27 protein-coding genes are annotated in these 21,668 nt (G+C 53.4%); 20 read left to right on the forward strand and 7 right to left on the reverse strand.

All coding sequences use genetic code 11. The features are described from left to right. Nucleotides 1-28 precede the first annotated feature (28 nt). Nucleotides 29-1,033 (reverse strand): NAD(P)H-quinone oxidoreductase, encoded by a 1,005-nt coding sequence (locus tag V9K92_RS14160; RefSeq protein WP_337354259.1) that lies wholly within the window; start codon nucleotides 1,031-1,033, stop codon nucleotides 29-31. A gap of 96 nt (nucleotides 1,034-1,129) precedes the next feature. Between V9K92_RS14160 and V9K92_RS14165 the strand changes: the two genes are divergently transcribed. From V9K92_RS14165 to V9K92_RS14175, 3 genes are all read left to right on the forward strand, one after another. Next, nucleotides 1,130-1,315, forward strand: a complete 186-nt coding sequence (locus V9K92_RS14165) for a DUF1192 domain-containing protein (protein ID WP_115054133.1) — start codon at nucleotides 1,130-1,132, stop codon at nucleotides 1,313-1,315. A gap of 111 nt (nucleotides 1,316-1,426) precedes the next feature. Continuing rightward, entirely contained in the window at nucleotides 1,427-2,668 is a 1,242-nt protein-coding gene (locus V9K92_RS14170) for an MFS transporter (RefSeq protein ID WP_115054134.1), read from the forward strand. A gap of 46 nt (nucleotides 2,669-2,714) precedes the next feature. Next, nucleotides 2,715-2,978 carry an ArsR/SmtB family transcription factor gene (locus V9K92_RS14175; protein WP_008128262.1) on the forward strand — a complete coding sequence of 88 codons (264 nt, stop codon included), beginning with the start codon at nucleotides 2,715-2,717 and terminating at the stop codon, nucleotides 2,976-2,978. A 141-nt stretch (nucleotides 2,979-3,119) separates the two neighbouring features. On the opposite strand, the gene V9K92_RS14180 is transcribed toward V9K92_RS14175, so the two are convergent. Continuing rightward, nucleotides 3,120-3,299 carry a YdcH family protein gene (locus tag V9K92_RS14180; RefSeq protein WP_115054136.1) on the reverse strand — a complete coding sequence of 60 codons (180 nt, stop codon included), beginning with the start codon at nucleotides 3,297-3,299 and terminating at the stop codon, nucleotides 3,120-3,122. A 224-nt stretch (nucleotides 3,300-3,523) separates the two neighbouring features. Here V9K92_RS14180 and V9K92_RS14185 point away from each other — a divergent pair, with 224 nt between their 5' ends. From V9K92_RS14185 to V9K92_RS14205, 5 genes are all read left to right on the forward strand, one after another. Beyond that, complete coding sequence (locus V9K92_RS14185) at nucleotides 3,524-3,727, forward strand: YdcH family protein (RefSeq protein ID WP_008128260.1); 204 nt, start codon at nucleotides 3,524-3,526, stop codon at nucleotides 3,725-3,727. Between the two features lie 91 nt (nucleotides 3,728-3,818). Continuing rightward, on the forward strand, nucleotides 3,819-4,316 hold the full coding sequence (purE, locus tag V9K92_RS14190) for a 5-(carboxyamino)imidazole ribonucleotide mutase (RefSeq protein WP_115054137.1): 498 nt from the start codon (nucleotides 3,819-3,821) through the stop codon (nucleotides 4,314-4,316). A 2-nt stretch (nucleotides 4,317-4,318) separates the two neighbouring features. Next, on the forward strand, nucleotides 4,319-5,392 hold the full coding sequence (locus V9K92_RS14195; protein ID WP_337354260.1) for a 5-(carboxyamino)imidazole ribonucleotide synthase: 1,074 nt from the start codon (nucleotides 4,319-4,321) through the stop codon (nucleotides 5,390-5,392). 166 nt (nucleotides 5,393-5,558) lie between these two features. Continuing rightward, nucleotides 5,559-5,684: a type B 50S ribosomal protein L36 gene (ykgO, locus tag V9K92_RS14200; protein ID WP_040856283.1), complete on the forward strand. Its 126-nt coding sequence runs from the start codon at nucleotides 5,559-5,561 to the stop codon at nucleotides 5,682-5,684. Between the two features lie 62 nt (nucleotides 5,685-5,746). Beyond that, nucleotides 5,747-6,421 (forward strand): hypothetical protein, encoded by a 675-nt coding sequence (locus V9K92_RS14205; RefSeq protein WP_337354261.1) that lies wholly within the window; start codon nucleotides 5,747-5,749, stop codon nucleotides 6,419-6,421. A gap of 301 nt (nucleotides 6,422-6,722) precedes the next feature. Here the strand turns inward: V9K92_RS14205 and pyk are convergent, their stop codons facing one another. From pyk to V9K92_RS14220, 3 genes are all read right to left on the reverse strand, one after another. Continuing rightward, the gene (gene pyk / locus V9K92_RS14210; RefSeq protein WP_337354262.1) at nucleotides 6,723-8,159 is read right to left on the reverse strand and encodes a pyruvate kinase; all 1,437 of its coding nucleotides are present in this window, start codon (nucleotides 8,157-8,159) and stop codon (nucleotides 6,723-6,725) included. Beyond that, nucleotides 8,156-8,629: a DUF1036 domain-containing protein gene (locus V9K92_RS14215; protein WP_307286259.1), complete on the reverse strand. Its 474-nt coding sequence runs from the start codon at nucleotides 8,627-8,629 to the stop codon at nucleotides 8,156-8,158. Before V9K92_RS14215 ends, pyk begins: the two co-directional genes overlap by 4 nt. Before the next feature lie 210 nt (nucleotides 8,630-8,839). Beyond that, nucleotides 8,840-9,049 carry a hypothetical protein gene (locus V9K92_RS14220; protein WP_337354263.1) on the reverse strand — a complete coding sequence of 70 codons (210 nt, stop codon included), beginning with the start codon at nucleotides 9,047-9,049 and terminating at the stop codon, nucleotides 8,840-8,842. Nucleotides 9,050-9,214: 165 nt separating this feature from the next. Here V9K92_RS14220 and V9K92_RS14225 point away from each other — a divergent pair, with 165 nt between their 5' ends. From V9K92_RS14225 to V9K92_RS14235, 3 genes are all read left to right on the forward strand, one after another. Then, nucleotides 9,215-10,018, forward strand: a complete 804-nt coding sequence (locus tag V9K92_RS14225; RefSeq protein WP_337354264.1) for an N-formylglutamate amidohydrolase — start codon at nucleotides 9,215-9,217, stop codon at nucleotides 10,016-10,018. After that, a complete protein-coding gene (locus tag V9K92_RS14230) occupies nucleotides 10,011-10,316 on the forward strand; it encodes a DUF1244 domain-containing protein (RefSeq protein ID WP_115054144.1) in 306 nt (101 codons plus the stop codon). Before V9K92_RS14225 ends, V9K92_RS14230 begins: the two co-directional genes overlap by 8 nt. Before the next feature lie 120 nt (nucleotides 10,317-10,436). Next, nucleotides 10,437-10,706 (forward strand): DUF2312 domain-containing protein, encoded by a 270-nt coding sequence (locus V9K92_RS14235; RefSeq protein ID WP_008128240.1) that lies wholly within the window; start codon nucleotides 10,437-10,439, stop codon nucleotides 10,704-10,706. Between the two features lie 605 nt (nucleotides 10,707-11,311). Here V9K92_RS14235 and V9K92_RS14240 read toward each other — a convergent pair. Beyond that, entirely contained in the window at nucleotides 11,312-11,590 is a 279-nt protein-coding gene (locus V9K92_RS14240) for a hypothetical protein (RefSeq protein ID WP_115054145.1), read from the reverse strand. Nucleotides 11,591-12,429: 839 nt separating this feature from the next. Here V9K92_RS14240 and V9K92_RS14245 point away from each other — a divergent pair. From V9K92_RS14245 to V9K92_RS14255, 3 genes are read left to right on the forward strand one after another with little or no spacing between them, the layout of a single operon-like run. After that, entirely contained in the window at nucleotides 12,430-12,909 is a 480-nt protein-coding gene (locus V9K92_RS14245) for a carboxymuconolactone decarboxylase family protein (RefSeq protein ID WP_115054146.1), read from the forward strand. A 57-nt stretch (nucleotides 12,910-12,966) separates the two neighbouring features. Beyond that, nucleotides 12,967-13,722 carry an NAD(P)H-binding protein gene (locus V9K92_RS14250; RefSeq protein WP_115054147.1) on the forward strand — a complete coding sequence of 252 codons (756 nt, stop codon included), beginning with the start codon at nucleotides 12,967-12,969 and terminating at the stop codon, nucleotides 13,720-13,722. Nucleotides 13,723-13,755: 33 nt separating this feature from the next. Next, nucleotides 13,756-14,172: a cupin domain-containing protein gene (locus V9K92_RS14255; RefSeq protein WP_443094467.1), complete on the forward strand. Its 417-nt coding sequence runs from the start codon at nucleotides 13,756-13,758 to the stop codon at nucleotides 14,170-14,172. Between the two features lie 55 nt (nucleotides 14,173-14,227). Here the strand turns inward: V9K92_RS14255 and V9K92_RS14260 are convergent, their stop codons facing one another. Next, nucleotides 14,228-14,713: an Rrf2 family transcriptional regulator gene (locus V9K92_RS14260; RefSeq protein ID WP_115054149.1), complete on the reverse strand. Its 486-nt coding sequence runs from the start codon at nucleotides 14,711-14,713 to the stop codon at nucleotides 14,228-14,230. 415 nt (nucleotides 14,714-15,128) lie between these two features. On the opposite strand from V9K92_RS14260, the gene V9K92_RS14265 reads away from it, so the two are divergent. From V9K92_RS14265 to phoB, 6 genes are all read left to right on the forward strand, one after another. Then, complete coding sequence (locus V9K92_RS14265; RefSeq protein ID WP_115054150.1) at nucleotides 15,129-16,178, forward strand: PstS family phosphate ABC transporter substrate-binding protein; 1,050 nt, start codon at nucleotides 15,129-15,131, stop codon at nucleotides 16,176-16,178. 88 nt (nucleotides 16,179-16,266) lie between these two features. Then, nucleotides 16,267-17,640, forward strand: a complete 1,374-nt coding sequence (pstC, locus tag V9K92_RS14270; RefSeq protein WP_115054151.1) for a phosphate ABC transporter permease subunit PstC — start codon at nucleotides 16,267-16,269, stop codon at nucleotides 17,638-17,640. Then, the gene (gene pstA, locus V9K92_RS14275) at nucleotides 17,633-19,372 is read left to right on the forward strand and encodes a phosphate ABC transporter permease PstA (protein ID WP_307280825.1); all 1,740 of its coding nucleotides are present in this window, start codon (nucleotides 17,633-17,635) and stop codon (nucleotides 19,370-19,372) included. The genes pstC and pstA overlap by 8 nt, the downstream gene beginning before the upstream one ends. A gap of 14 nt (nucleotides 19,373-19,386) precedes the next feature. Beyond that, complete coding sequence (gene pstB, locus V9K92_RS14280; protein ID WP_307280822.1) at nucleotides 19,387-20,202, forward strand: phosphate ABC transporter ATP-binding protein PstB; 816 nt, start codon at nucleotides 19,387-19,389, stop codon at nucleotides 20,200-20,202. A gap of 23 nt (nucleotides 20,203-20,225) precedes the next feature. Next, a complete protein-coding gene (gene phoU / locus V9K92_RS14285) occupies nucleotides 20,226-20,954 on the forward strand; it encodes a phosphate signaling complex protein PhoU (RefSeq protein ID WP_115054154.1) in 729 nt (242 codons plus the stop codon). Between the two features lie 16 nt (nucleotides 20,955-20,970). After that, nucleotides 20,971-21,657 carry a phosphate regulon transcriptional regulator PhoB gene (gene phoB / locus V9K92_RS14290; RefSeq protein ID WP_008128223.1) on the forward strand — a complete coding sequence of 229 codons (687 nt, stop codon included), beginning with the start codon at nucleotides 20,971-20,973 and terminating at the stop codon, nucleotides 21,655-21,657. Nucleotides 21,658-21,668: the final 11 nt, after the last annotated feature.

The raw sequence follows: 21,668 nt of genomic DNA on the forward strand, positions 1-21,668 counted from the left end.
CGCATATAGCGGCCTTTACAGTCTTGGTTCAGCTTACATCTAAAACAATTTTGCCAATATGCTGGCCATCTTCCATACGCTCATGCGCGCGCCAGGCTTCATGCAGTGGATAGACCATATCGATCACCGGCGCGACTTTACGCTCAGCCAATAGTGGCCAAACGTTAAGTTCAAGCTCGCGGGCAATTCCGGCTTTGAACTCGATTGTTCGGGCCCTTAACGTTGATCCCGTATGTTGCAGTCGCTTGACCATCAGCTTGGTCATATCGGTTGTTGCCTTTGCCCCGTTGAGAAAAGCAATCTGCACGATACGGCCATCAATAGCCGCCGCGTCATAGTTCCGGTCGACGTAGTCGCCGCCAACCATGTCGAGGATCAGATTGGCACCTTTGCCGTCCGTAAGTCGCTTAATAGCCTCGACAAAATCCTCTTCGCGATAATTGATTGCGTGATCGGCTCCAAGCTTGACGCATGCTTCGCACTTGTCGCCTGATCCAGCCGTTGTAAATACGCGCGCCCCGAAGGCCTTGGCCAGCTGTATCGCTGTCGTGCCGATACCGGACGAGCCGCCATGGACGAGAAATGTCTCGCCGCTTTGCAGGGCGCCCCTTTCAAAAACATTGTGCCAGACGGTGAAGAATGTTTCGGGAATTGCGGCGGCCTCTATGTAGCCGTAGCCTGCCGGGATCGGCAGGGCGTTGGATTCATGAACCGTACAATATTGGGCATAGCCGCCGCCGGCCACGAGTGCCGTAACACGTTCACCAAGGCGGAAACGGGTTACACCTTCCCCTGTTGCGACAACATCCCCGGAAATTTCCAACCCCGGAATGTCTGAAGCGCCTTGTGGCGGTGGATAATGGCCTTGCCGTTGCAAAACATCGGGACGATTAACACCGGCGGACCGCACTCGCACAAGAAGCTCCCCGGATTTGGGCGCAGGAACGGGTCTCTCGCCCGCTTTGAGAACCCTTGGGCCACCTGGAGAACTGATCTCAATCGCCGTCATCACTGTTGGAATCTCTTCTGCCATTATGAACTTCCCTGATATTGATTCATTGGAATAATTTGCAATTCCAAGTGGTTGGAATGTATCTTACTACGCGGAGGCGACAAGTGGAGGGAAGAAATGTCACTTTTCGATGAAGAGCCCCGGCGCAAGACTGTTCATGATATCGGCCAGGATTTGTCTTTGCTATCTGTTGCAGAACTTGATGAGCGTATAGGCTTGTTGCGTGCGGAGATTGTACGTCTTGAGGAGGAGCGTTCGCGAAAGGGAGATAGCAAGGTTGCTGCAGAGGCGCTCTTTCGCTGATTGATTTCAATTTGGTGCAGGTGCCATCAAGTTTCCGCATTGATAACCGAGAGAAAGCTGCATCCCTATCAATACAGAGCCGTCTTCCCCCGCTCGTCCGAAGGATATCTCGTGTTTCGTTCATTCATTCAGGTCTTTGCGCTTCTTTGCGGCACATCTTTTCTCGTCATGGCTTCAGGCCTGCATGGATTATTGCTACCCTTGCGCGGCGGCGCCGAAGGGTTTTCAACGACATCGCTCGGTTTGCTGGGAACAGCATGGGCAGGTGGTTTTATAACAGCCTGCCTTCTTGCCCCGCGACTGGTGAGAAGAGTCGGACATGTTCGTGCATTCAGCGCCTTTGCCGCGATTGCGGCAATCGTTGCGCTGATGACCGGAATACTCGTTAATTCAACGGCTTGGATTGTCCTGCGCGCCCTCACCGGATTTGCCATGGCAGGCTCCTATATGGTGATTGAGAGTTGGCTTAATGAGCGGGCCACGAACGCCAATCGCGGCCAAATATTCGGTCTCTATATGGTGGTCAATTTCGGGTCGATAACGGTTGGCCAGCTGATGATCGGTTTTGGCGACGTGCACAATGGCACGTTCTTTATGCTGTCCGGCATATTGTTCTGTCTCGCATTGATTCCGACAGCTATTTCAACAGCCAGCAGTCCAAAACCATTGACGGAAGTGCAGCTTGATTTGCGTGCGCTTTACCGTAATTCGCCGGTGGCCTTTCTTGGCTGCATACTTATTGGCGTTGCCAATGGCGCATTCGGTACGCTGGGCGCTGTATATGGCGCTGCGACAGGGATTTCGGTCGGTGAAATCGCCTTGATGATGAGCGCCTCGGTGCTCGGCGGCGCGCTGATGCAGATTCCGGTCGGGCGTATGTCTGATCGAACCGACCGGCGTTATGTATTGGCCTTCGTTGGCGGTGCTGCGGCATTGATCGGGCTGTTGATTTTCTTCATCGCTCCAAGGCATGCCACGATCATTCTCATCATGACGGCGATATATGGTGGCTTGGCCTATACGCTCTATCCCGTGGCTGTTGCGCATGCCAACGACTTTTCGGACTCCGAAAACTTCGTCAAAGTGACGAGTGGCCTGTTATTGCTCTATGGTTTTGGCACGATGATCGGCCCGGTACTGGGCGCCTGGGCGATGGAGACCATCGGAGCCGAAGGATTGTTTGCGATCACGGCACTGGCTCATGCGGCAATCATGTGTCATGCAATCATTCGCTCGCGAATGCGCGCACCGGTGCCAATCGAACTGCGGGATAATTTTCAGACGGTGCATTCGGAACGTGCAACACCCGAAGGTGTAAAGCTTGATCCACGTGCGGAAACCCTGCCCGAATAGCGACAAATCCGTTGACATTGCTGGCGGTTTAAACCGAAACTGCAACATGGTCGAAACAGATGCTTTTGTTGCAATTTCCGATCCCAACCGCCGATACCTTCTTGAGGAATTGAGGCGGGGTCCAAAAACCGTGAATGAGTTGGCGTCCGGTCTTCCTATATCGCGCCCCGCGGTCTCCCAGCACCTTAAAGCACTGCTTGATGCGCAACTGGTTTCGGTGAAATCAGAAGGCACCCGCCGCATCTACGCAGTCGACGATAGCGGCTTTTTCCATTTGAATTTGTGGCTTGATCAGTTCTGGAATGAATAATCCGCCATAGCACCGGCAGAAAACTAATCCAAAGACATGAAAACCCGGCTGTCTGACCAGACGTGCCGGGTTTTCGGATCTGCCGCGTGATATACTCAGGCGGAATTCGGGGTCTATCTTGCCTTGCGACCCGGAGTCGTTTTAGTGGTGAGTAACGAGCGTACGAATTTTTTCGATCTGCTCTTTCAGCACAAGCTTGCGACGCTTGAGGTCGCTAATCTTAAGATCGTCCGTAGCTGGACTTAGCATTGCATCGGAGATTTCTTTCTCAAGTGCTCCATGCTTACGTTCAAGCGTTTCAAGATGAGACTCAATGGCCATGCGGCTTCTCCCTTGGTTAATTTCCTTGCTCGTAATGCCCTGTCAGCCAAGTAGCGGCTTTATGACAGAGCCGTGACACTCTGCCACTACTTGAAGCAATTGTCGAATATGTTTCGCAGGATTTTATTGTCACATGAAATGTGATATTGCGGCATACCGGCAAGTGACAGTGTTACTCCGGACCGCTTTTGATAATTCTACAGCAAAATACCGGGAATCACTGCATGTCCGATCAAGATCAGGCTGACATTCGATTGGCAGTCGCAAGATTGAAGCAAGAGCATCTGGACTTCGATGCAGCTATCCAGGCAATGATCCAAGTTGGTTGCGACCAGCTGCGTATCCAGCGCATGAAAAAGAAGAAACTCATCATCAAAGATAAGCTCATCGAGCTGGAAGACAAAATCATCCCCGACATAATCGCCTGATATCAAAGAGCAATCTGCGGTGCTGTGACTTATGCTTGCAGGCTCTTTGCTTTTACACTAATTCCCCCATTCCATTATTAGAGGATGCTCAATGGCTGATACACGTGCTGACGTAGCAATCATTATGGGAAGCCAGTCCGATTGGTCGACCATGCGTCATGCGGCTGAAACGTTGGACAGCCTTGGAATTTCTCATGATGACCGGATCGTTTCGGCGCACAGAACGCCGGATCGATTGGTCGAGTTCGCCAAAAGCGCGAGAGAATCTGGTTTCAAGGTCATTATTGCGGGTGCAGGCGGTGCTGCACATCTGCCAGGCATGGCTGCGTCCATGACGCCTTTGCCGGTTTTTGGCGTACCTGTTGAATCGAAGGCTCTCTCCGGCCAGGACTCGCTGCTTTCCATAGTGCAAATGCCAGCGGGCATACCCGTCGGGACATTGGCAATTGGCCGGGCAGGCGCGGTCAATGCCGCATTGCTGGCAGCAGCGGTTTTGGCTCTGCACGATAAGGAACTGGCAAAACGACTTGATGCTTTCCGGCAGGCACAAAGCGAGAAGGTTGCGATGCGGCCTTCCGACGAGGTTTGAGAATGATTTCTGCAGGTTCGACGATTGGTATAATCGGTGGTGGTCAGCTCGGACGCATGCTGGCTATAGCTGCTGCACGTCTCGGCTACAGAACAGTGATACTGGAGCCGCAAGCAGATTGCCCCGCAGCGCAAGTTGCCAATGAAGTTATTACCGCAGCCTATGATGATCATGACGCGTTGGAGCGATTGGCTGAACTAAGCGACGTCATTACCTACGAATTTGAGAATGTGCCCGTCGACTCAGCGGAACTTTTGAGTGAAACGAAGTCAGTATTTCCGCCAGCAGAGGCACTGAAAGTCTCACAGGATCGCGTCACCGAGAAACGGTTTCTCAACAAGCTCGGCATTCAGACCGCACAATGGCGCGTCGTCGAAAATGAGGTGGAGCTGGAAGCTGCCCTGCTTGCTTTTGGCGGCAAGGGCATCCTTAAGACCCGGCGCTTCGGTTATGATGGAAAAGGCCAGGCGAAGTTTTCCGGCGTGCCGGGCGAAACGGCCAAGGCCGGATTTGCCGCCGTTGGCAATGCTCCTTCCATTCTTGAGGCGCTGGTGGACTTTACTCACGAGATATCGGTCATTGCGGCGCGTGACAAGGCCGGCAATATCCGGGTTTATGACATTGCCGAGAACGTTCACAAGGATGGAATTCTCGCAAGCTCGACAGTTCCTGTTTCCGTGTCTTCGACAATGGCGGGCCTGGCAGCGGATGCGGCCCGCAAGCTGCTGGAAGGATTGAATTATATCGGCGTGCTCGGCATGGAGTTCTTTGCGCTTGCCAATGGAACTTTGCTTGCCAATGAATTTGCACCGCGCGTGCATAATTCCGGCCACTGGACAGAAGCAGCCTGCGCCGTTTCACAGTTCGAGCAGCATATACGCGCCATTACAGGATTGCCTCTGGGCGATACGAGGCGGCATTCCGATTGTGTGATGGAAAATCTCATTGGCGATGATATTGCCCGCGTGCCAGAGATATTGAAAGAAAGCGGAGCCGTGGTGCATCTTTACGGCAAGGCCGAAGCGCGTCCGGGGCGCAAGATGGGGCATGTGACTCGCATAACCAAACGCCTCTGAATGCTGGAAAAGATAAGTTTTCTCGCTGAATCATGCGATGAATCGTGGGATGGGAGTTGACAATGCAGGCATTCCTTGGCTATTTCCCCGCAACGTGTTTCCGGCGCGCTTAAAAGGCGCGCTTTTTATTGGTGCCCGGTTTCGGGCGAAAGATACCGGTGCTGAAATGAAGATCAAGAACTCCCTTAAGGCCCTCAAAGCCCGTCATCGTGACAATCAGCTGGTCCGTCGCAAGGGCCGCATGTACATCATCAACAAGACTGCTCCGCGCTTCAAAGCACGCCAGGGCTGATCTTTACCGTTTCACGGTTATTTGCATTTGACGTTTTGCTGATACGGACTAACATTCGTGTCATGCGGAACGTCTTTGCTATTTTACTCGGGCTCTCAACGGTACTTTCGCCAATGATTTCAATGGCGGACAGCGCTTGGGCGCAAGAAAGAACCGGAACGGAAGACAGGGCTGATACGCAGGGGAAACCTGCTGAAGGCCAGGCCCTCACTCCGCAACAGGCCGCATTGCCCGGCAAAACATTGGCGGAAAAGCGTGCCGCCCGGCTGGATGAGCTTTTCGGTCAATTGAAGCGGGAAACCAACGCGATGAAAGCATCGCGGATTGCCTCGCAAATCCAAGCCCAGTGGCAGAATTCCGGCAGCGCAAGCATCGATCTGATGATGGGCTGGGCCTCTAAGGCCATGGAAGATAAGAAGTATTCCGTTGCGCTGGATTTTCTCGATCAAGTCATCGTCATGAAGCCGGACTATGCGGAAGGCTGGAACCGCCGCGCCACATTGAACTATGTGATGAATGATTACGGCCGTGCCATGGCTGATATTCACAAGACGCTGACATTGGAACCACGGCACTTTGGAGCCATGGCCGGTATGGCTTCCATTCTCAAGGAAACGGGCCGCAAAGAGGCAGCGCTGGGCGCATTCGAGCAGGTTTTGAATGTCTATCCGATGATGCGTCAGGCTCAGAAAGAAGTCGGTGAACTGGCAGATGAATTAACCGGCCAACGCACGTAATTTCGGTGATTGCAACTAATCACAACTAAATCACCACTATCGATTGTAATTCTTCGGCAAATTTGCCCGTTTTTTCGGGAAAATCATTTAGCTTTGCGGGTATTTTGCTTAAGATGCTGAAAATGAGCGGGAAGCTCCATAGCTGATGCGCTGGCGGCTCGTTGCAATGCCGTCCGCACTCTTTTCTGCCGTGGCTTTCGTTATAGTAGCAACCAGCAATACACTCAGCTTAAAATTGCAAATTCCGGCAATGCTTACGCATGCCGGAATTTTTATAATCAACTGCTTGCAGTGCTAGACGTCAGACGCTCGTCAGACCGTCGGAGCCGATATAGGCGATGCGCAGCATATTCGTTGAACCTGGGGTACGCAGGGGCACGCCAGCCGAGATGATGATGCGATCACCCGGATTACCGAACTCTTCCTGATAGGCAATGTGGCAAGCACGATCGACCATCTCATCAAGATCATAGGCCTCGTCGGTTACAACGCAATGCAACCCCCAGACGAGCGCTAGCTTGCGGGCGGTTTCAACGACAGGCGACAGCGCGATGATGGGTAAAAGTGGCCGTTCGCGCGCGGCGCGCAAGGCAGTGGTTCCCGAGGCGGTATAAGTGACGATAGCAGAAAGATTGAGCGTTTCGGCGATCTGGCGGGCGGCGAGCGAAATTGCATCGGCGCCGGTCGCATTGGGCTCGGGGCGCTGGGCATGGATGATGCCGGGGAAGTTTGGATCGCGCTCCACCTGTTCGGCAATGCGCGCCATTGTTGCGACGGCTTCTACAGGATAATCGCCAGCTGCAGATTCTGCCGAAAGCATAACCGCATCGGCACCTTCGAACACGGCTGTGGCAACGTCGGACACTTCGGCGCGGGTTGGCACGGCGGCAGTGATCATCGATTCCAGCATCTGCGTGGCGACGACAACGGGCTTACCTGCCCGGCGACAAGCACGAATGATCTGCTTCTGGATGCCAGGCACTGATTCCAGCGGCATCTCAACGCCGAGATCGCCGCGCGCAACCATAAGCGCATCGGAAAGCTCGATGATCTTATCAAGGCGGGTAACGGCCTGTGGCTTCTCAATCTTTGAGAGAAGAGCAACGCGGCCGCGCGAGATCTTGCGGACTTCGGCAAGATCCTCCGGCCGCTGGATAAAGGACAGGGCAACCCAGTCGATTTCTTCCTGCAGCACGGCATCAAGGTCGCGGCGGTCTTTCTCGGTCAGAGCGCCGACATCAAGTGTGGTGTCAGGCAGGCTGACGCCCTTCTTGTCGGAAATACTCGTTCCTGAAACAACCCGGCAGCGAATATGCTTGCCATCGGATGCTTCAGCGACAAGCGCCAGCTTGCCATCGTCGATCAACAGGCGATGACCCGGCTCAACGGCTTTGAGAATTTCCGGATGCGGCAGGTAAACGCGGGTGTTATCGCCAAGCGCTTCATTGTTGTCGAGGGTGAAGGTCTGGCCTGCAACGAGTTCCACCTTGCCTTCGGCAAATTTGCCCACACGCAGCTTGGGTCCCTGCAAATCGGCGAGAATGCCGATTGGCCGTCCGACCTCTTTTTCCACATTGCGCAAGCGGCGCACAAGTTCACGCATCAGGTCGTGGCTGGCATGGCTCATATTGATGCGGAAGACATCGGCACCGGCTTCGAACAGTTTGCGAATCATGCCTTCGTCGGAGGAAGCAGGACCGAGCGTGGCGAGAATTTTGACCTTGCGGCGACGTCTCATTGAGGAGGGGTATCCGTTACAATTGGAGATGAGGGAGGATTTTCTTCTGTCAGCTGGACCATCCAGCTCGTCTGCTCGCCCGTATCATATTCCTGAAATCCGGAACGCTGGAAACCGCGTGCGAAGCAGTCATTGATACCGGTTATCTTGAACTGGTTTTCGGCAACGCACATGTTGATCTTGCCGTCCCAGCGCCCGCCGCTTTGAGCATCTTCGGCGTAAAGGTAATAATAGCGCGATGTCAGCGGTCCGACAACCAAGGTGGTGCAGGAAGAGGCGTTGACATGCCACCAGCCTTCCGTGATCCAGCCAGTCTTGGCGCGGTAGCCCAGAGCAACGCCGACCAGATTTTGGGTGGAATTGCACACGCGGAAATCGGCATGGGCCTGGGTCGGCGCAAAAACGCTTCCCGAAATGAATATGAACAGAAATGCCGCGAGGAAGCTTCCCCATCTTAGCTTTATGCTCATACTCAATATTGCCTCCGTCCGGTCTTTTAGGGTCCTGCCAGCACCAAAATTAAGCCAATGGCTTCAGGGCAGGTAGACGAGGTTCCTTTTCGGTAGTTTCGCGCGCATTGTCAACGCGTGAATAAGTCGTAGAGGGGTACCACGACAAGATTGTGATCGGCTGTGGTGTTTTTGGGACGATCCGGCTCAGGCTGCGATCTAATCGATTTGTTATGGCGCCTTGTCCGTGGTCACTTCATCCTCTTCGTCTTCATCGTCAGACTCAATTATGTTCCACATAAAGGCGTGCAAGCGCTCCTCGATATCCTTCTTCGAGGCTCCGGATTTTTCCATCTCACGTTTTATTTTGAAGAAGTGATCTCTGTCCGCAGGCGTGAGATATTTAGTGGCGTTTTCTAACGATGATATTCGACTGGACATGCAGTGCTATTATCTTCTTACCCGCCGCAATGGAAGTAACATATCGTGCTCCAATCTTTATTGCTCTTGTGGTTCCAATAGGCCGGCGAACAATCTGCCTTGCATTGCTGCCTAGGGCATGAAAGACAAAAGCGGTCAGATTCACCGTTGCAAGAGCCTGTCTTCATGTCCTTTTCTCCCTATCATCTGGTTGATGGCGATTATGCCAAGGGCCTTGTCCTGCTTGCCGATCATGCGAGCCGCGCGCTGCCGGAAGAATATGGCTCGCTGGGGTTGGATGCCGCGCAATTCGAGCGGCATATTGCGTATGATATTGGCGTCGAGCAGTTGACCCGCAAACTTGCCGCCATGCTTGGTGTGCCAGCGGTGCTTGGCGGGTTTTCGCGGCTGTTGATTGATCCAAATCGCGGCGATGATGATCCAACCCTGATCATGCGTCTGTCTGATGGTGCCGTGATACCGCGCAACAATCCAATGCCTGAAGATGAGCGGAAGAAGCGCATAGACCAATATTACAGGCCCTATCATGATGCGGTTGCCGCGGCGATCGCGGAAACGGTGGAACAGAGCGGCAAGGCGCCCCTGGTTATTTCCATTCACTCGTTTACCGCATTCTGGAAAGCGACGCCGAGGCCCTGGCACGCCGGCATACTTTGGGACAAGGATCCACGCGCTGTGCTGCCTTTATTGGCGGGTTTACGGGCAGATCCCCTGCTGGTCGTTGGCGATAATGAGCCCTATGACGGGGCACTCAAGGGCGACACAATGTATACGCATTGCATCCTGCCGGGTTATGCCCATGCGTTGATTGAGGTACGCCAGGACCTGATTGGCGATGATGCGGGCACGACCTTATGGGCTGAGCGTCTGGGGCCGATCCTTGAAGGCATGAATGCAGTACCCGATATGCATGAGGTTCGGCATTATGGCTCAAGAACGGGAATAATTGAGGAGATCATCCATGACTGATTTAAGCCGGGAACAGCAAACCGAATTGGAGGCGGCGGCTTTCCGGCGTTTGGTGGAGCATCTGCGCGCCCGCAGCGATGTGCAGAATATTGATTTGATGAACCTGGCAGGGTTTTGCCGCAACTGCCTTTCCAACTGGTATCGCGAAGCGGCGGAAGCTTCCGGCATCGCGATCAGCAAGGATGAATCGCGCGAGATCATCTATGGCGAGCCCTATGCCGATTGGCAGGCAAAATATCAACGCGAAGCAAGTGACGCAGCCAAGGCAGCCTTCGAGACAAACAAGCCCGGGCATTGAAAGGTCCGGATGGCTGCGGTCGCAGACTCTATTTCCTTGACTCCCTAGCCCTTCGTCGGGCATCGGAACGCTCCGCGCGGCTTAACCCCGAGTCGCCAGTTACGTTTTACGGAGTGAAATATGAGCATGGATGATTTGGGCGCACAGGGCGGTGTCGAAGGTGTAGCGGCAGCAGAATTGCGTCAATTCATCGAGCGCATTGAGCGCCTCGAAGAAGAAAAGACCACGCTTTCCGATGATATCAAGGAAGTGATGGCTGAAGCCAAAGGCCGCGGCTACGACACGAAGATCATCCGCACCATTGTTCGCCTGCGCAAGAAGGACGCCAATGAGCGCAAGGAAGAAGAAGCGATCCTTGAACTTTATATGAACGCCTTGGGTATGGAATGATAGCCAGCCTGCGGGTTGGGTTTTAGTGAACGATGCGGGATCGTGCGATGCACGGTCCTTTTGCTTGGGCGCGGCGCTAGGGATGAAGTGGCGTCCTCTTTGGTAGTGAAATCATCCCTGATGTGACCACTGTCGCCCCAAACAACAAAACAGCCCGAAAGTTCTTCCCATAGGAAGTTTTGGATTTTCAATCTGGCCCATAGCGGTCTCCTTGACTCACTTGGACGGTGTCAGCACTTGCAGTTGAAAGGATGGTTGCCTCCTGAAAAGGTTGAGAAACGTCCAATGTTTCGATCAGCAGTTCGAGATGGGTAATGTCGCGCAGAGCCTTCAGATAGGTGTCGCGGGTTTGATCGCCCGCTCCGCTTCGGCCTACACGAATAAACTGGTATTGCTCGCCAGCATCGATAGTTCCAACGATGTCCTCCGCCTCAGAGAGCTTCAGGACGGCCCAATTTAATAGTGTTTTTGCTGCTCAACCCTGTCGCCGGATATAACAAGGCCTTCGGTAACAATTTACCACCACTGAAATTCACCAAAAGTTCCGTTTTTTCCCTCAAGGGGCGTGGAGATGAGCGGACGAGTTGTTCCGCTTCAAAAATCGATCAACGCCGCTCTGTCCTTCGCGGTAGAGCGGCGTTCTTTTGGGCTTCGGGTTCAGATTTTTGCGCAAGCTTCAGGTCGTGCCGTGAAATGACTTCCCGCAGATGGTGAGCGAGGCGGCGGTAATGGTCCGCAGTTTGCAGGGAAATGTCTTCCTTCTCGCCTGACCGCGATTTACGAAAGGCTTTTTCGACACCTTCCTCCAACCGGACAATGCGCTCTTCATGCTCCTGAACGGCCAGACGGAGTCTTTCGATAAATTCATTGTAGACTTTACCCATTACATCAATGCCCTGAGCCCGTTCATGCTTGCCTGCCAGTGGCAGCTATCTGGCAGTCCCGAAACGAGCGTAATAGCGATCAGTTCCATCGCAGACACTCGGTTTTGAGTTCGTCCGGTGTCATGGGACCATGATCATTGATGTGAACTTTCCACACCGAATGAATATCCGCGAATGCTTCCGCAGCGGTCGTAAATGTCATGACATTCGAAGTGGTGATTTCATCAGGCACAAAAAGCTGGATCTCGGAATTGGATCAATTGGCATCGTCGTATCCGTCTAATTTTTCGACTGGTAAAGCTGTCTGGTTTTCCGGTTGCGAGTTTCTTTTTCGGACGGGGTCAACCGCCGGCGTCTGAGCATGCCATAGGCCCTTATTATCCCGAGAATAATGGGTCCGCCGAGCACAACAAAAAGCCAAAGATATTACGGTTACCTCCTTTCGAAAAGTAACCGGTGTCGGTGAATTTTGGTTCCAACCATTAAAAGCTTTCAAGCAATACAAAGCCACAACCTTTGTCCAGCGCTTCGGCGGCCTCTCAATGTCGCCTGCCTTTGATTGCTGTAGGCACCATGCATCACAGGACCGGCTGGTGAAAAATAGAGCATCCCGAAGGCGTGAGGGCGACTGACGGAGGCACAGGTCTAAAACAACCGGCTTGATGGCAATTTTTTGGATCGCCGATAGTTCGTTAAATCAAATACTTACGTGAAATGTGGGCAGCTGAGCGAGCGCAGGCGCAATTTATTGCAGGCGCCCCACTTTACATTTTTTCTATTAAGGATATTAAATATCCTTAAGGATAACAAATATCCGTAATAGACGAATGGAGAGACATATGAGCCAACGCCTTAACTACATTCAGCAGTCGCCCGAGTTTTTCAAAAAGTTCATGGATTTCAGCCTGGCGCTCAAGGACAGTGCCATTGAAGAGAAGATCGAGGATCTCGTACATATCCGCGCCTCCCAAATGAACGGCTGCGCCTTCTGTCTCGATATGCATGTCAAGCAGGCCAAGATGCATGGGGAGACCGAGCTTCGTCTTTACCACATTGCTATTTGGCGGGAATCGACACTGTTCTCCCCGCGCGAGCGCGCAGCTTTGGCCTGGGCCGAGATTTTGACAAAGCTGCCGGAGCAGGGCGTTCCGGATGATGTTTACGAACGCGTTCGCGGCCAGCTCTCCGAGAAGGAGCTGTCTGATCTAACCTATACGGTCATGGCTATCAATGCCTGGAACCGCGCCAATGTGGCCTTCAGGACTGTGCCCGGATCATCGGACAAGGCCTTTGGTCTCGATAAGGCTGGCCTGAACTAAACCTTTGAACATTGATCTCTTAACACCCGGATTAACGGGCATCGAAGGACAATTGCCATGAAAATCGTTATTATTGGGGGAACTGGTCTGATCGGATCGAAGACCGTTGAACGCCTGCGCAAGAAGGGTCATGAGGTGGTCGCCGCCTCGCCGAATACCGGGGTCAACACGATTACCGGAGAAGGCCTGACCGAGGCGCTTGCCGGTGCGGATATCGTCCTTGATCTGGCCAATTCGCCATCCTTCGCGGACAGGGATGTTCTCGAATTCTTCCAGACCTCCGGTAAGAACCTGCTTGCAGCCGAAGCAGCGGCAAGCGTGAAGCACCATATCGCGCTTTCCGTGGTCGGCACCGAACGTTTGCAGGAAAGCGGCTATTTTCGCGGCAAGCTTGCGCAGGAAGAACTGATCAGAAAGTCGCCGATTCCCTATACGATTGTTCACTCAACGCAATTCTTCGAGTTTCTCAGCGGCATCGCAGAATCCGGGACGGTCGGCGACAAGGTGCATTTATCACCTGCCTATGTACAGCCTATTGCTTCTGATGATGTGGCGGACGCCATGGCTGAAGTGGCGCTTGCACCGCCGGTCATGGGGACGGTGGAAATCGCAGGCCCGGAAAAGGTCCGGCTGAGCGATCTGGTTGGCCGTTACCTGAAAGCAACCAATGATCCAAGGTCGGTCGTGGTCGATGCTCACGCCAGATATTTCGGCGCGGAACTCAACGATGAATCGCTCGTGCCCGGCCTTGATCCGCGGCTTGGATCCATCGGTTTTGAAGAATGGTTCGCAACGGCGCCCCGCCGCAAGTGAGCCGCCAGACAGCGAAAATCGAAGGAGACTGAAATGATCAAAACCTCAATCACCACATTGGCGCTTGGCTTGCTGCTCATGAACAGCGCTGCCACACATGCCGACGGGACGGATGCCAAGGTTACTATTGTTTACGAACATGAACTGCCGAATGTGCCGGGTAAAAGCATTAAGGGCATTCTTGTGGAATATGGGCCGGGCGGGTCTTCGCCGGGACATACCCACCCGAACTCCGCCTTTATCTATGCGACGGTTCTGGAAGGGGCCATTCGCAGCCAGGTCAATGACGGCCCCGTGAAGGTCTATCGAGCCGGGGAAAACTTTTCTGAAATGCCGGGTGATCGCCATGGTGTGAGCGCGAATGACAGTAAAACCGACCCGGCACGGCTGCTTGCCGTATTTGTCGTCGATACCAACGAGAAAACCCCTTTGACCACCCCGATCAAGTAACATTCTTGTCGATATAATAGCCGATCACGCCGAACCGGGTTGGCCCGCATGTTATCTACGTGCGGGCCATAACCCATTCGGAACTCTTTTTCCAAAGATCAGCTGGAACGTCCTTAGCGAGTGTTTCGACCAGGCTGGCCAGCGTTACACTGCGCAACTTGCTGCGCCACGCCTCATCAGCATCCCACATGATGCGAGCCACGGAGCATGGCTTCGTATCGCAATGGTCTACGGAGCGGCAAGGATTGTTCTCTCTGATATTATTGCAGACAAAGGTCGGGCTTTTTCCCTCAACAGCCTCGACAATATCGAGAAATGTAATTTCTGAGGTCGGTCTTGCAAGCCGGTAGCCACCGCTTGGCCCAAGTGTCGTCTCGACAATCGCGGCCTGCGAAAGATTTTGCAGCGCCTTCGATAGATATTCCTTGGGAACACCATGAAACTCAGCCAATGTCTTGGTTGAAAGATAATGGTTTTCCGGCAGCCCGGCCAGAAGGGCGCAGCAATGGAGTACCCATTCGACCTGACTTTTCAGTATCATTGCTCAATCCTGCCCGTGACAGTTTTAGGGCTCAAATGCTCGATTTAAGGATAATCAATATCCTTAAATAGGAAATTTGTAAATCATATCAACGGCAGGGCGAAAACGGGCCTGAAATTTTTGCCAGCATTGCGCAGGACAAGAACGGACATCCATCAAATGGAGAGCTGCATCCCCTTTCGACGGGCTCCGGATATCGTGATATAATTCAACAGGGTTGAAATTCGCCGCCGAAGTTTCATTTGCTGCCACGGGAATAAGCGTGGCTAAAATATATAATAAATACAAATGTTTAATCGTAACGCTTTTGCGGCTCGCTCATTGTGATCAAACCGTAATATTAGTGTCACATGACTGTTATAAACCTTCTGTAGATAGCGGTGACTTCAAAAGTTTTCAAACAGGAGTAAAACCCATGAACAAGCTTTTTTCAACGGTGGCAATTGCGGCCATCGGCATTGCAGCCTCGCTCGGCACTGCATCTGCACGCGATCAAATCCGCATCGTCGGGTCTTCGACGGTTTATCCTTTCACCACTGCTGTTGCAGAAAATTTCGGCAAGACATCCGGCATGAAGACGCCAGTTGTCGAATCCACCGGCACAGGCGGCGGCATGAAGCTTTTCTGTGAAGGCGTTGGCGAAAAGTTCCCGGATGCAACCAATGCATCGCGCGCAATCAAGAAGAGCGAATTTGCCGATTGCAACAAGAACGGCGTCAAGGACATCGTTGAAATTCTTGTTGGCTTTGATGGTCTGACCGTTGCCCAGGCAAAGGCCGGTATTCCTCTGAAGCTTTCGCGCAAGAACTTCTTCCTCGCTCTTGCCAAGGAAGTTCCGGGTGCTGATGGCAAGCTCGTTGCCAACCCATACAAGAATTGGTCTGAAATCGATCCTTCGTTGCCTAACGAGAAGATCGAAGTACTTGGCCCGCCTCCAACATCCGGCACACGCGATTCCATGCATGAGCTTTTCATGGAAGCCGGTGCGCTTGAAATTCCTGCTCTGAAGGAATTGAAGGGTAAGGACGCCAAGGCATTTGAAGCTGTCTGGAAGTCACTTCGCGAAGATGGCGCCTATGTGGAAGCAGGCGAGAACGACAATGTGATCGTTCAGAAGCTTGAAGCAAATCCAAAGGCATTTGGCGTATTCGGCTATTCCTTCCTTGAGGAAAATGCATCGAAGCTGGCCGGTGTGCCAATCGACGGTGTTGTTCCGACCTTCGAAACAATTTCCGACGGTACTTACAAGCCTTCTCGTGAACTTTACGTCTATATCAAAAAGGCCCATGTCGGCGTTATCCCGGGTCTGGACAAGTTTGCTGCTGAATACGTGTCGGACACTGCAAGCGGCGAAGAAGGTTACCTTTCCGAAAAGGGCCTCGTGCCACTGCCAGCAGAGCGCCATGCTGAAGCTGCCAAGGCTGTTCTGGCCATGGAGACCATCAACGGCGACAAGCTGAAATAAGCTTTATATCAAGAATGGCAGCCGGTGATCTGACCGGCTGCCATTCAAATACATTGAAGCCAAGCCTTGGACCTGGATCGGTAGGCCTATGACCGCAACATATTTCCTGATACTCGCGCTATTGACAGTCTCGCTGTTTCTGGTGGGTCGCCAAAGGGCGTCATCCCTTGCCGGAGCGGAGCCTTCGTCTCTCCATTCGCTTCCGTCCTATCACGGCATGTTTCTTGCGGCTTTGATCGCGCTGTCCATGCTTCTGGTCTATGTTCTGGGAGCGCCGCTTGCCAATCGATATGTCGAGGCGCAGGCACTTGCGGGTATTGACCCGGCCACTATTGCTGATGGTCTTGGCCGCAGCGCGGTGTTTCGCGATATTCATTCAATTCTTGCCGGTACTTATGCAGGCACTGCCTCGCCCGAACTGGCCAATGCCGCATCGGCCTATTCAAGCGCTGTCAGCCTTACTGGCTGGTTATTGCTGATTGGCGGCGTTGCCCTTGCATTGGCCGCCGCAATGATGGGTTTTCGTCTGATCGGGCCGCAGTTTCGCGCGCGAAACAGCGTCGAGCGACTGATCAAATATGTCTTGCTGGCCTGTTCGGCCATTGCTGTCCTGACGACAATCGGCATTGTTTTTTCCGTGGTTTTCGAAACCATCCAGTTCTTCACCAAAGTATCGCCGATCGACTTTTTGTTTGGTCTGCAATGGTCGCCGCAAACGGCGATCCGGGCTGATCAGGTCGGTTCATCCGGCGCATTTGGCATTGTGCCGCTGGTGGTCGGCACACTGCTGATCACTGTGATCGCTATTGCAGTTGCTGGTCCGCTCGGCCTGTTTGCAGCGATCTACATGGCTGAATATGCCAGCCCGCGCACGCGTGCAATTGTGAAGCCTATTCTCGAAATTCTGGCCGGTGTGCCTACTGTTGTGCTCGGCTTCTTCGCTGCCTTGACAGTCGCGCCATTCATCCGCGGATGGGGCGAAACCTTTGGTCTCTCGGTTTCGTCGGAATCGGCACTCGCTGCCGGGCTTGTCATGGGCATGATGATTATCCCCTTCGTGTCTTCGCTTTCGGATGATGTGATCAATGCCGTGCCTCAAAGCCTGCGCGATGGTTCCTATGCGATGGGCGCAACAAAGTCTGAAACCATCAAGAAGGTTATCCTTCCTGCGGCTTTGCCGGGCATCGTGTCGGCATTCATGCTGGCAATTTCCCGTGCAGTCGGCGAAACGATGATCGTGGTCATGGCAGCCGGACTTGCTGCCAACCTCACATTCAATCCGCTCGAAGCGGTTACGACCTTTACCGTGCAGATCAAGACCATTCTGGTTGGAGATCAGGAATTCGACAGTGCCAAAACGCTCTCGGCTTTCGCTCTCGGCTTCGTGCTCTTCTTCTTCACGCTTGTCCTCAACTTCATCGCGCTCCAGATCGTCAAGAGATATCGGGAACAATATGACTGACATCACCATATCCAACGGCATTCCCGTTACCGACTACCCACGCGATGCATTGGTCAAGAAGCGCTACCGCGCAGAGCGGCGCTTCAAGTTTTACGGGATCGCGGCAATTATTCTGACGGCACTGTTTCTGTCGGTTGTTCTGCTCGATGTTCTGTTCAAGGGCTTGCCCGCGTTTTCAGAATATCGGGTGGATCTGAAGGTTACCGCAGATCAGGCGGCATTGGACCCGCAAAATACCCGCGATCCTGTGACGCTTCTTGCTGGTAATTACGACAAGATCATTCGTGACGCATTGGCTGCTCAGTTTCCTGATGTTTCAACCCGTGCGGAACGTCGCGCGTTGAATGGCCTGCTCAGTTCAGGTGCATCCGACGATTTCCGCCGCATGATTTCGGGTAATCCTTCGCTGATCGGTCAGGAAGTGACCGTCCCTGTTCTGCTTTCAGATGATGCAGATCAGTTCCTGAAGGGTTATCAGACATCGGAAATCGTGCTGGAAGGTACGGGAACGCTTTCCCAGACCCTTAACGGCGAGACCTATTCGCTGCGTTCATCGGGTGATGATTTCGCCAAGGCTTTTCAGGAAATGCAGGGTTTTCTGTTTGAGCGTCTGGAAAAGTTGACGACAGAATCCGCACGTCTTGAAAAGCTGATCCCTGGCCTTGATGCAAATGCAGCAAGCTCGTTGCAAAGCCAGATCGATGCGATCAAAGCAGAGGCGCAGACGCTGAATGCCCGCATCACCGACGCTAATGTCGCTATTGAGTTGGATGAGAAGCTGCCAAGCCTGCTTGTCAACGTTAATGGCGGGACGATCAAGGCGAGCCAGATCAGCCCCTCGGGTATTGATGGCGTCAAGCTGATAACACCTGCAAGCGCCGAAGCTGCTGCTCCCGGCAGCTGGTCCATGCTGACGCTTGTCACGCCGGAATCAAACCGCCGCGTGCAGGATCAGGCTGCAATCTGGCTCACAAAGATGAAGTCCGAGGGCCTGGTGGAACGTGCTTTTGCGACCCGCTTCTTCACCTCGGGTGACTCGCGTGAGCCTGAACTTGCAGGTATTCGCGGTGCATTGACCGGAACGCTCTGGACGCTCGCCGTAACATTGCTGCTCTGCCTGCCACTAGGGGTCGGCGCTGCCATATATCTTGAAGAGTTTGCGCCGAAAAACCGCGTGACCGAGATCATTGAAATCAATATCAACAATCTTGCAGCCGTTCCATCAATTGTCTTCGGCTTGCTCGGACTGGCGATGTTCCTGAATTTCTTTGACCTTCCACGTTCCGCCCCTTTGGTTGGCGGGCTGGTGCTGGCACTGTTGGTAATGCCGACAATCATCATTGCATCGCGCGCTGCACTTCGCTCCGTACCTCCTTCAATCAAGGAAGCGGCGCTGGGCGTCGGTGCATCGCATCAGCAGGCCATCTTCCACCATGTGCTGCCTCTGGCCATGCCCGGCATCATGACCGGCACGATTATCGGCATGGCGCATGCTCTGGGCGAAACGGCTCCGCTGCTGATGATCGGCATGGTCGCGTTCATCGTCGATATTCCTGGTGGGATAACCGACGCTTCGACGGTGCTGCCGGTGCAGATTTATCTGTGGTCCGACCTTCCTGAAGTCGCCTTCCAGGCAAAGACCGCCGCAGCCATTCTGGTGTTGCTGGTGTTCCTATTCGTGATGAATGCTGCGGCGATCATGCTGCGCCGACGTTTTGAACGTCGCTGGTAATGAGGTACAAGGACATGAACATGTTATCCGAAGTTGATGTGGAAAAGAAATTGCATAACTCCTCGAACCAGCCTGCGATAAAGATGAAGGGCGAAAACGTCTCCGTATTTTATGGAGCCAAACAGGCGCTCTTTGAAGTCAGTCTCGATATCAGGGAAAAGGAAGTCACCGCGCTTATCGGACCATCCGGTTGCGGCAAGTCGACTTTCCTGCGTTGCCTGAACCGCATGAATGATACGATTTCGATCTGCAGGGTCACGGGCAATATCACGCTTGATGAGCGCGATATCTATGATCCCAAGATCGACGTGGTTCAGTTGCGCGCCCGTATCGGCATGGTATTCCAGAAGCCAAATCCATTTCCGAAGTCGATCTTCGAAAATGTTGCCTATGGCCCGCGCATTCATGGTCTTGTCAAAAGCAAGAGTCATCTCGACGAAATCGTGGAAAAAAGCCTGCAGCGTGCAGGCCTGTTTGCGGAAGTGAAAGACCGTCTGCATGAATCTGGCACCGGTCTTTCCGGCGGACAGCAGCAGCGTCTTTGCATCGCGCGCGCCATTGCGGTCAGCCCGGAAGTGATTTTGATGGACGAGCCTTGCTCGGCGCTTGATCCTATCGCGACGGCAAAGGTTGAAGAACTGATCGACGAATTGCGCCAGAACTATACGATCGTCATCGTCACGCACTCAATGCAGCAAGCGGCACGCGTGTCGCAACGCACGGCAATGTTCCATCTTGGAAATATTGTTGAAGTCGGTGACACTGAAATGATGTTTACCAGCCCTACCGAAAAGCGCACGCAGGACTACATTACCGGACGTTTCGGTTGATCTCACGGGAAGAGGGTTAGACAATGACTGATACAGCACAACACACCGTCCGCTCTTATGACGATGAACTGAAGTTTCTGACGCACAAGATTGCAGAGATGGGCGGACATGCGGAGCGCATGGTCGAACAGGCTGTGTCGGCCATGGTCAATTCGGACAATGCGCTTGCCCAGCGCGTGATCTCTGACGACCTTATCCTCGACGCCGGTCAGCGCGAGATTGACGAAAAGGCGATCACCATCATCGGCAAGCGCCAGCCAATGGCGATCGACTTGCGCGAAGTAATCGGCACGATCCGCATTTCATCCGATCTTGAGCGTATCGGCGATCTTGGCAAGAACATTGCCAAGCGTGTCGTAGCCGTCAACGATACGCGCCAGACGCTCTCTGTCTATCGCGGCCTGCAGACCATCGCAGAACTGGCATTGACACAACTTAAGGATGTTCTCGACGCTTATGCGACACGCTCGGTGGCACAGGTCAATATCGTCCGTGAACGCGATGATGAGATTGATGCGCTTTACACGTCGCTGTTCCGCGAACTCCTGACCTATATGATGGAAGATCCGCGCAATATATCCGCTTGCACGCATCTTTTGTTCTGCGCCAAGAATATTGAGCGCATCGGTGACCATGCCACCAATATCGCCGAGACGGTCTATTACATTGTAACGGGAACACAGCTTCCGGCGGAACGCCCGAAGGAAGATCAGTCGCATACCGTTATTCTTGACGAGCCAGTAACGCCATAATTGCCGGAAGCAGACCATGCCTATAGCTCCCAGAATCACAGTCGTTGAAGACGAAGATGCCCTCAGTGTTCTCCTGCGTTATAATCTGGAGGCAGAAGGCTATATTGTCGAAACCATCAGCCGTGGTGACGAAGCCGAAATCGCCTTGCGCGAAAAGGTGCCGGATCTGCTGATCCTCGATTGGATGCTTCCAGGCCTTTCCGGTATTGAACTTTGCCGCCGCCTGCGTGCTCGGCGCGAGACAGAAATCCTGCCGATCATCATGTTGACCGCGCGCGGTGAAGAAAGCGAGCGTGTTCGCGGTCTTTCAACCGGTGCGGATGATTACATGGTCAAGCCGTTCTCGACACCGGAATTGCTGGCACGCATCAAGTCCATGCTACGCCGGGTCAATCCAAGTCTCTTGTCGCATGTGTTGAGCTTTGGAGATCTGAAACTTGACCGCGAACAGCACAGGGTTTTCCGCAAAGAGCGTGAACTCAAGCTCGGACCGACAGAATTTCGCCTGCTGGAATTCCTGATGCAGTCTCCGGGCCGGGTGTTCTCGCGCGGACAGCTCTTGGACAATGTATGGGGCGCGGATATTTACGTCGATGACCGCACGGTTGACGTGCATGTTGGCCGTTTGCGTAAGGCAATCAATATTGGCAGATCGCTTGATCCGATCCGGACCGTGCGCGGTGCAGGCTATTCCTTCGGATAGGATTAAAGAGC

This window comes from Phyllobacterium sp. CCNWLW109 (genome assembly GCF_037203905.1).
Lineage (GTDB): Bacteria > Pseudomonadota > Alphaproteobacteria > Rhizobiales > Rhizobiaceae > Phyllobacterium > Phyllobacterium ifriqiyense.

Coding starts and splice junctions, on each gene's coding strand:
- V9K92_RS14260 (WP_115054149.1), bottom strand. CDS start 14,713: ATGATACTGAAAAGTCAGGTCGAATGGGTACTCCATTGCTGCGCCCTT.
- V9K92_RS14160 (WP_337354259.1), bottom strand. CDS start 1,033: ATGGCAGAAGAGATTCCAACAGTGATGACGGCGATTGAGATCAGTTCT.
- pyk (WP_337354262.1), bottom strand. CDS start 8,159: ATGAGACGTCGCCGCAAGGTCAAAATTCTCGCCACGCTCGGTCCTGCT.
- V9K92_RS14245 (WP_115054146.1), top strand. CDS start 12,430: ATGAGCCAACGCCTTAACTACATTCAGCAGTCGCCCGAGTTTTTCAAA.
- pstC (WP_115054151.1), top strand. CDS start 16,267: ATGACCGCAACATATTTCCTGATACTCGCGCTATTGACAGTCTCGCTG.
- phoB (WP_008128223.1), top strand. CDS start 20,971: ATGCCTATAGCTCCCAGAATCACAGTCGTTGAAGACGAAGATGCCCTC.
- purE (WP_115054137.1), top strand. CDS start 3,819: ATGGCTGATACACGTGCTGACGTAGCAATCATTATGGGAAGCCAGTCC.
- V9K92_RS14235 (WP_008128240.1), top strand. CDS start 10,437: ATGAGCATGGATGATTTGGGCGCACAGGGCGGTGTCGAAGGTGTAGCG.
- pstA (WP_307280825.1), top strand. CDS start 17,633: ATGACTGACATCACCATATCCAACGGCATTCCCGTTACCGACTACCCA.
- V9K92_RS14265 (WP_115054150.1), top strand. CDS start 15,129: ATGAACAAGCTTTTTTCAACGGTGGCAATTGCGGCCATCGGCATTGCA.
- V9K92_RS14215 (WP_307286259.1), bottom strand. CDS start 8,629: ATGAGCATAAAGCTAAGATGGGGAAGCTTCCTCGCGGCATTTCTGTTC.
- V9K92_RS14220 (WP_337354263.1), bottom strand. CDS start 9,049: ATGTCCAGTCGAATATCATCGTTAGAAAACGCCACTAAATATCTCACG.
- V9K92_RS14195 (WP_337354260.1), top strand. CDS start 4,319: ATGATTTCTGCAGGTTCGACGATTGGTATAATCGGTGGTGGTCAGCTC.
- V9K92_RS14205 (WP_337354261.1), top strand. CDS start 5,747: ATGCGGAACGTCTTTGCTATTTTACTCGGGCTCTCAACGGTACTTTCG.
- pstB (WP_307280822.1), top strand. CDS start 19,387: ATGAACATGTTATCCGAAGTTGATGTGGAAAAGAAATTGCATAACTCC.
- V9K92_RS14175 (WP_008128262.1), top strand. CDS start 2,715: ATGGTCGAAACAGATGCTTTTGTTGCAATTTCCGATCCCAACCGCCGA.
- V9K92_RS14250 (WP_115054147.1), top strand. CDS start 12,967: ATGAAAATCGTTATTATTGGGGGAACTGGTCTGATCGGATCGAAGACC.
- V9K92_RS14240 (WP_115054145.1), bottom strand. CDS start 11,590: ATGGGTAAAGTCTACAATGAATTTATCGAAAGACTCCGTCTGGCCGTT.
- V9K92_RS14180 (WP_115054136.1), bottom strand. CDS start 3,299: ATGGCCATTGAGTCTCATCTTGAAACGCTTGAACGTAAGCATGGAGCA.
- V9K92_RS14230 (WP_115054144.1), top strand. CDS start 10,011: ATGACTGATTTAAGCCGGGAACAGCAAACCGAATTGGAGGCGGCGGCT.
- V9K92_RS14185 (WP_008128260.1), top strand. CDS start 3,524: ATGTCCGATCAAGATCAGGCTGACATTCGATTGGCAGTCGCAAGATTG.
- phoU (WP_115054154.1), top strand. CDS start 20,226: ATGACTGATACAGCACAACACACCGTCCGCTCTTATGACGATGAACTG.
- V9K92_RS14255 (WP_443094467.1), top strand. CDS start 13,756: ATGATCAAAACCTCAATCACCACATTGGCGCTTGGCTTGCTGCTCATG.
- V9K92_RS14225 (WP_337354264.1), top strand. CDS start 9,215: ATGTCCTTTTCTCCCTATCATCTGGTTGATGGCGATTATGCCAAGGGC.
- V9K92_RS14165 (WP_115054133.1), top strand. CDS start 1,130: ATGTCACTTTTCGATGAAGAGCCCCGGCGCAAGACTGTTCATGATATC.
- ykgO (WP_040856283.1), top strand. CDS start 5,559: ATGAAGATCAAGAACTCCCTTAAGGCCCTCAAAGCCCGTCATCGTGAC.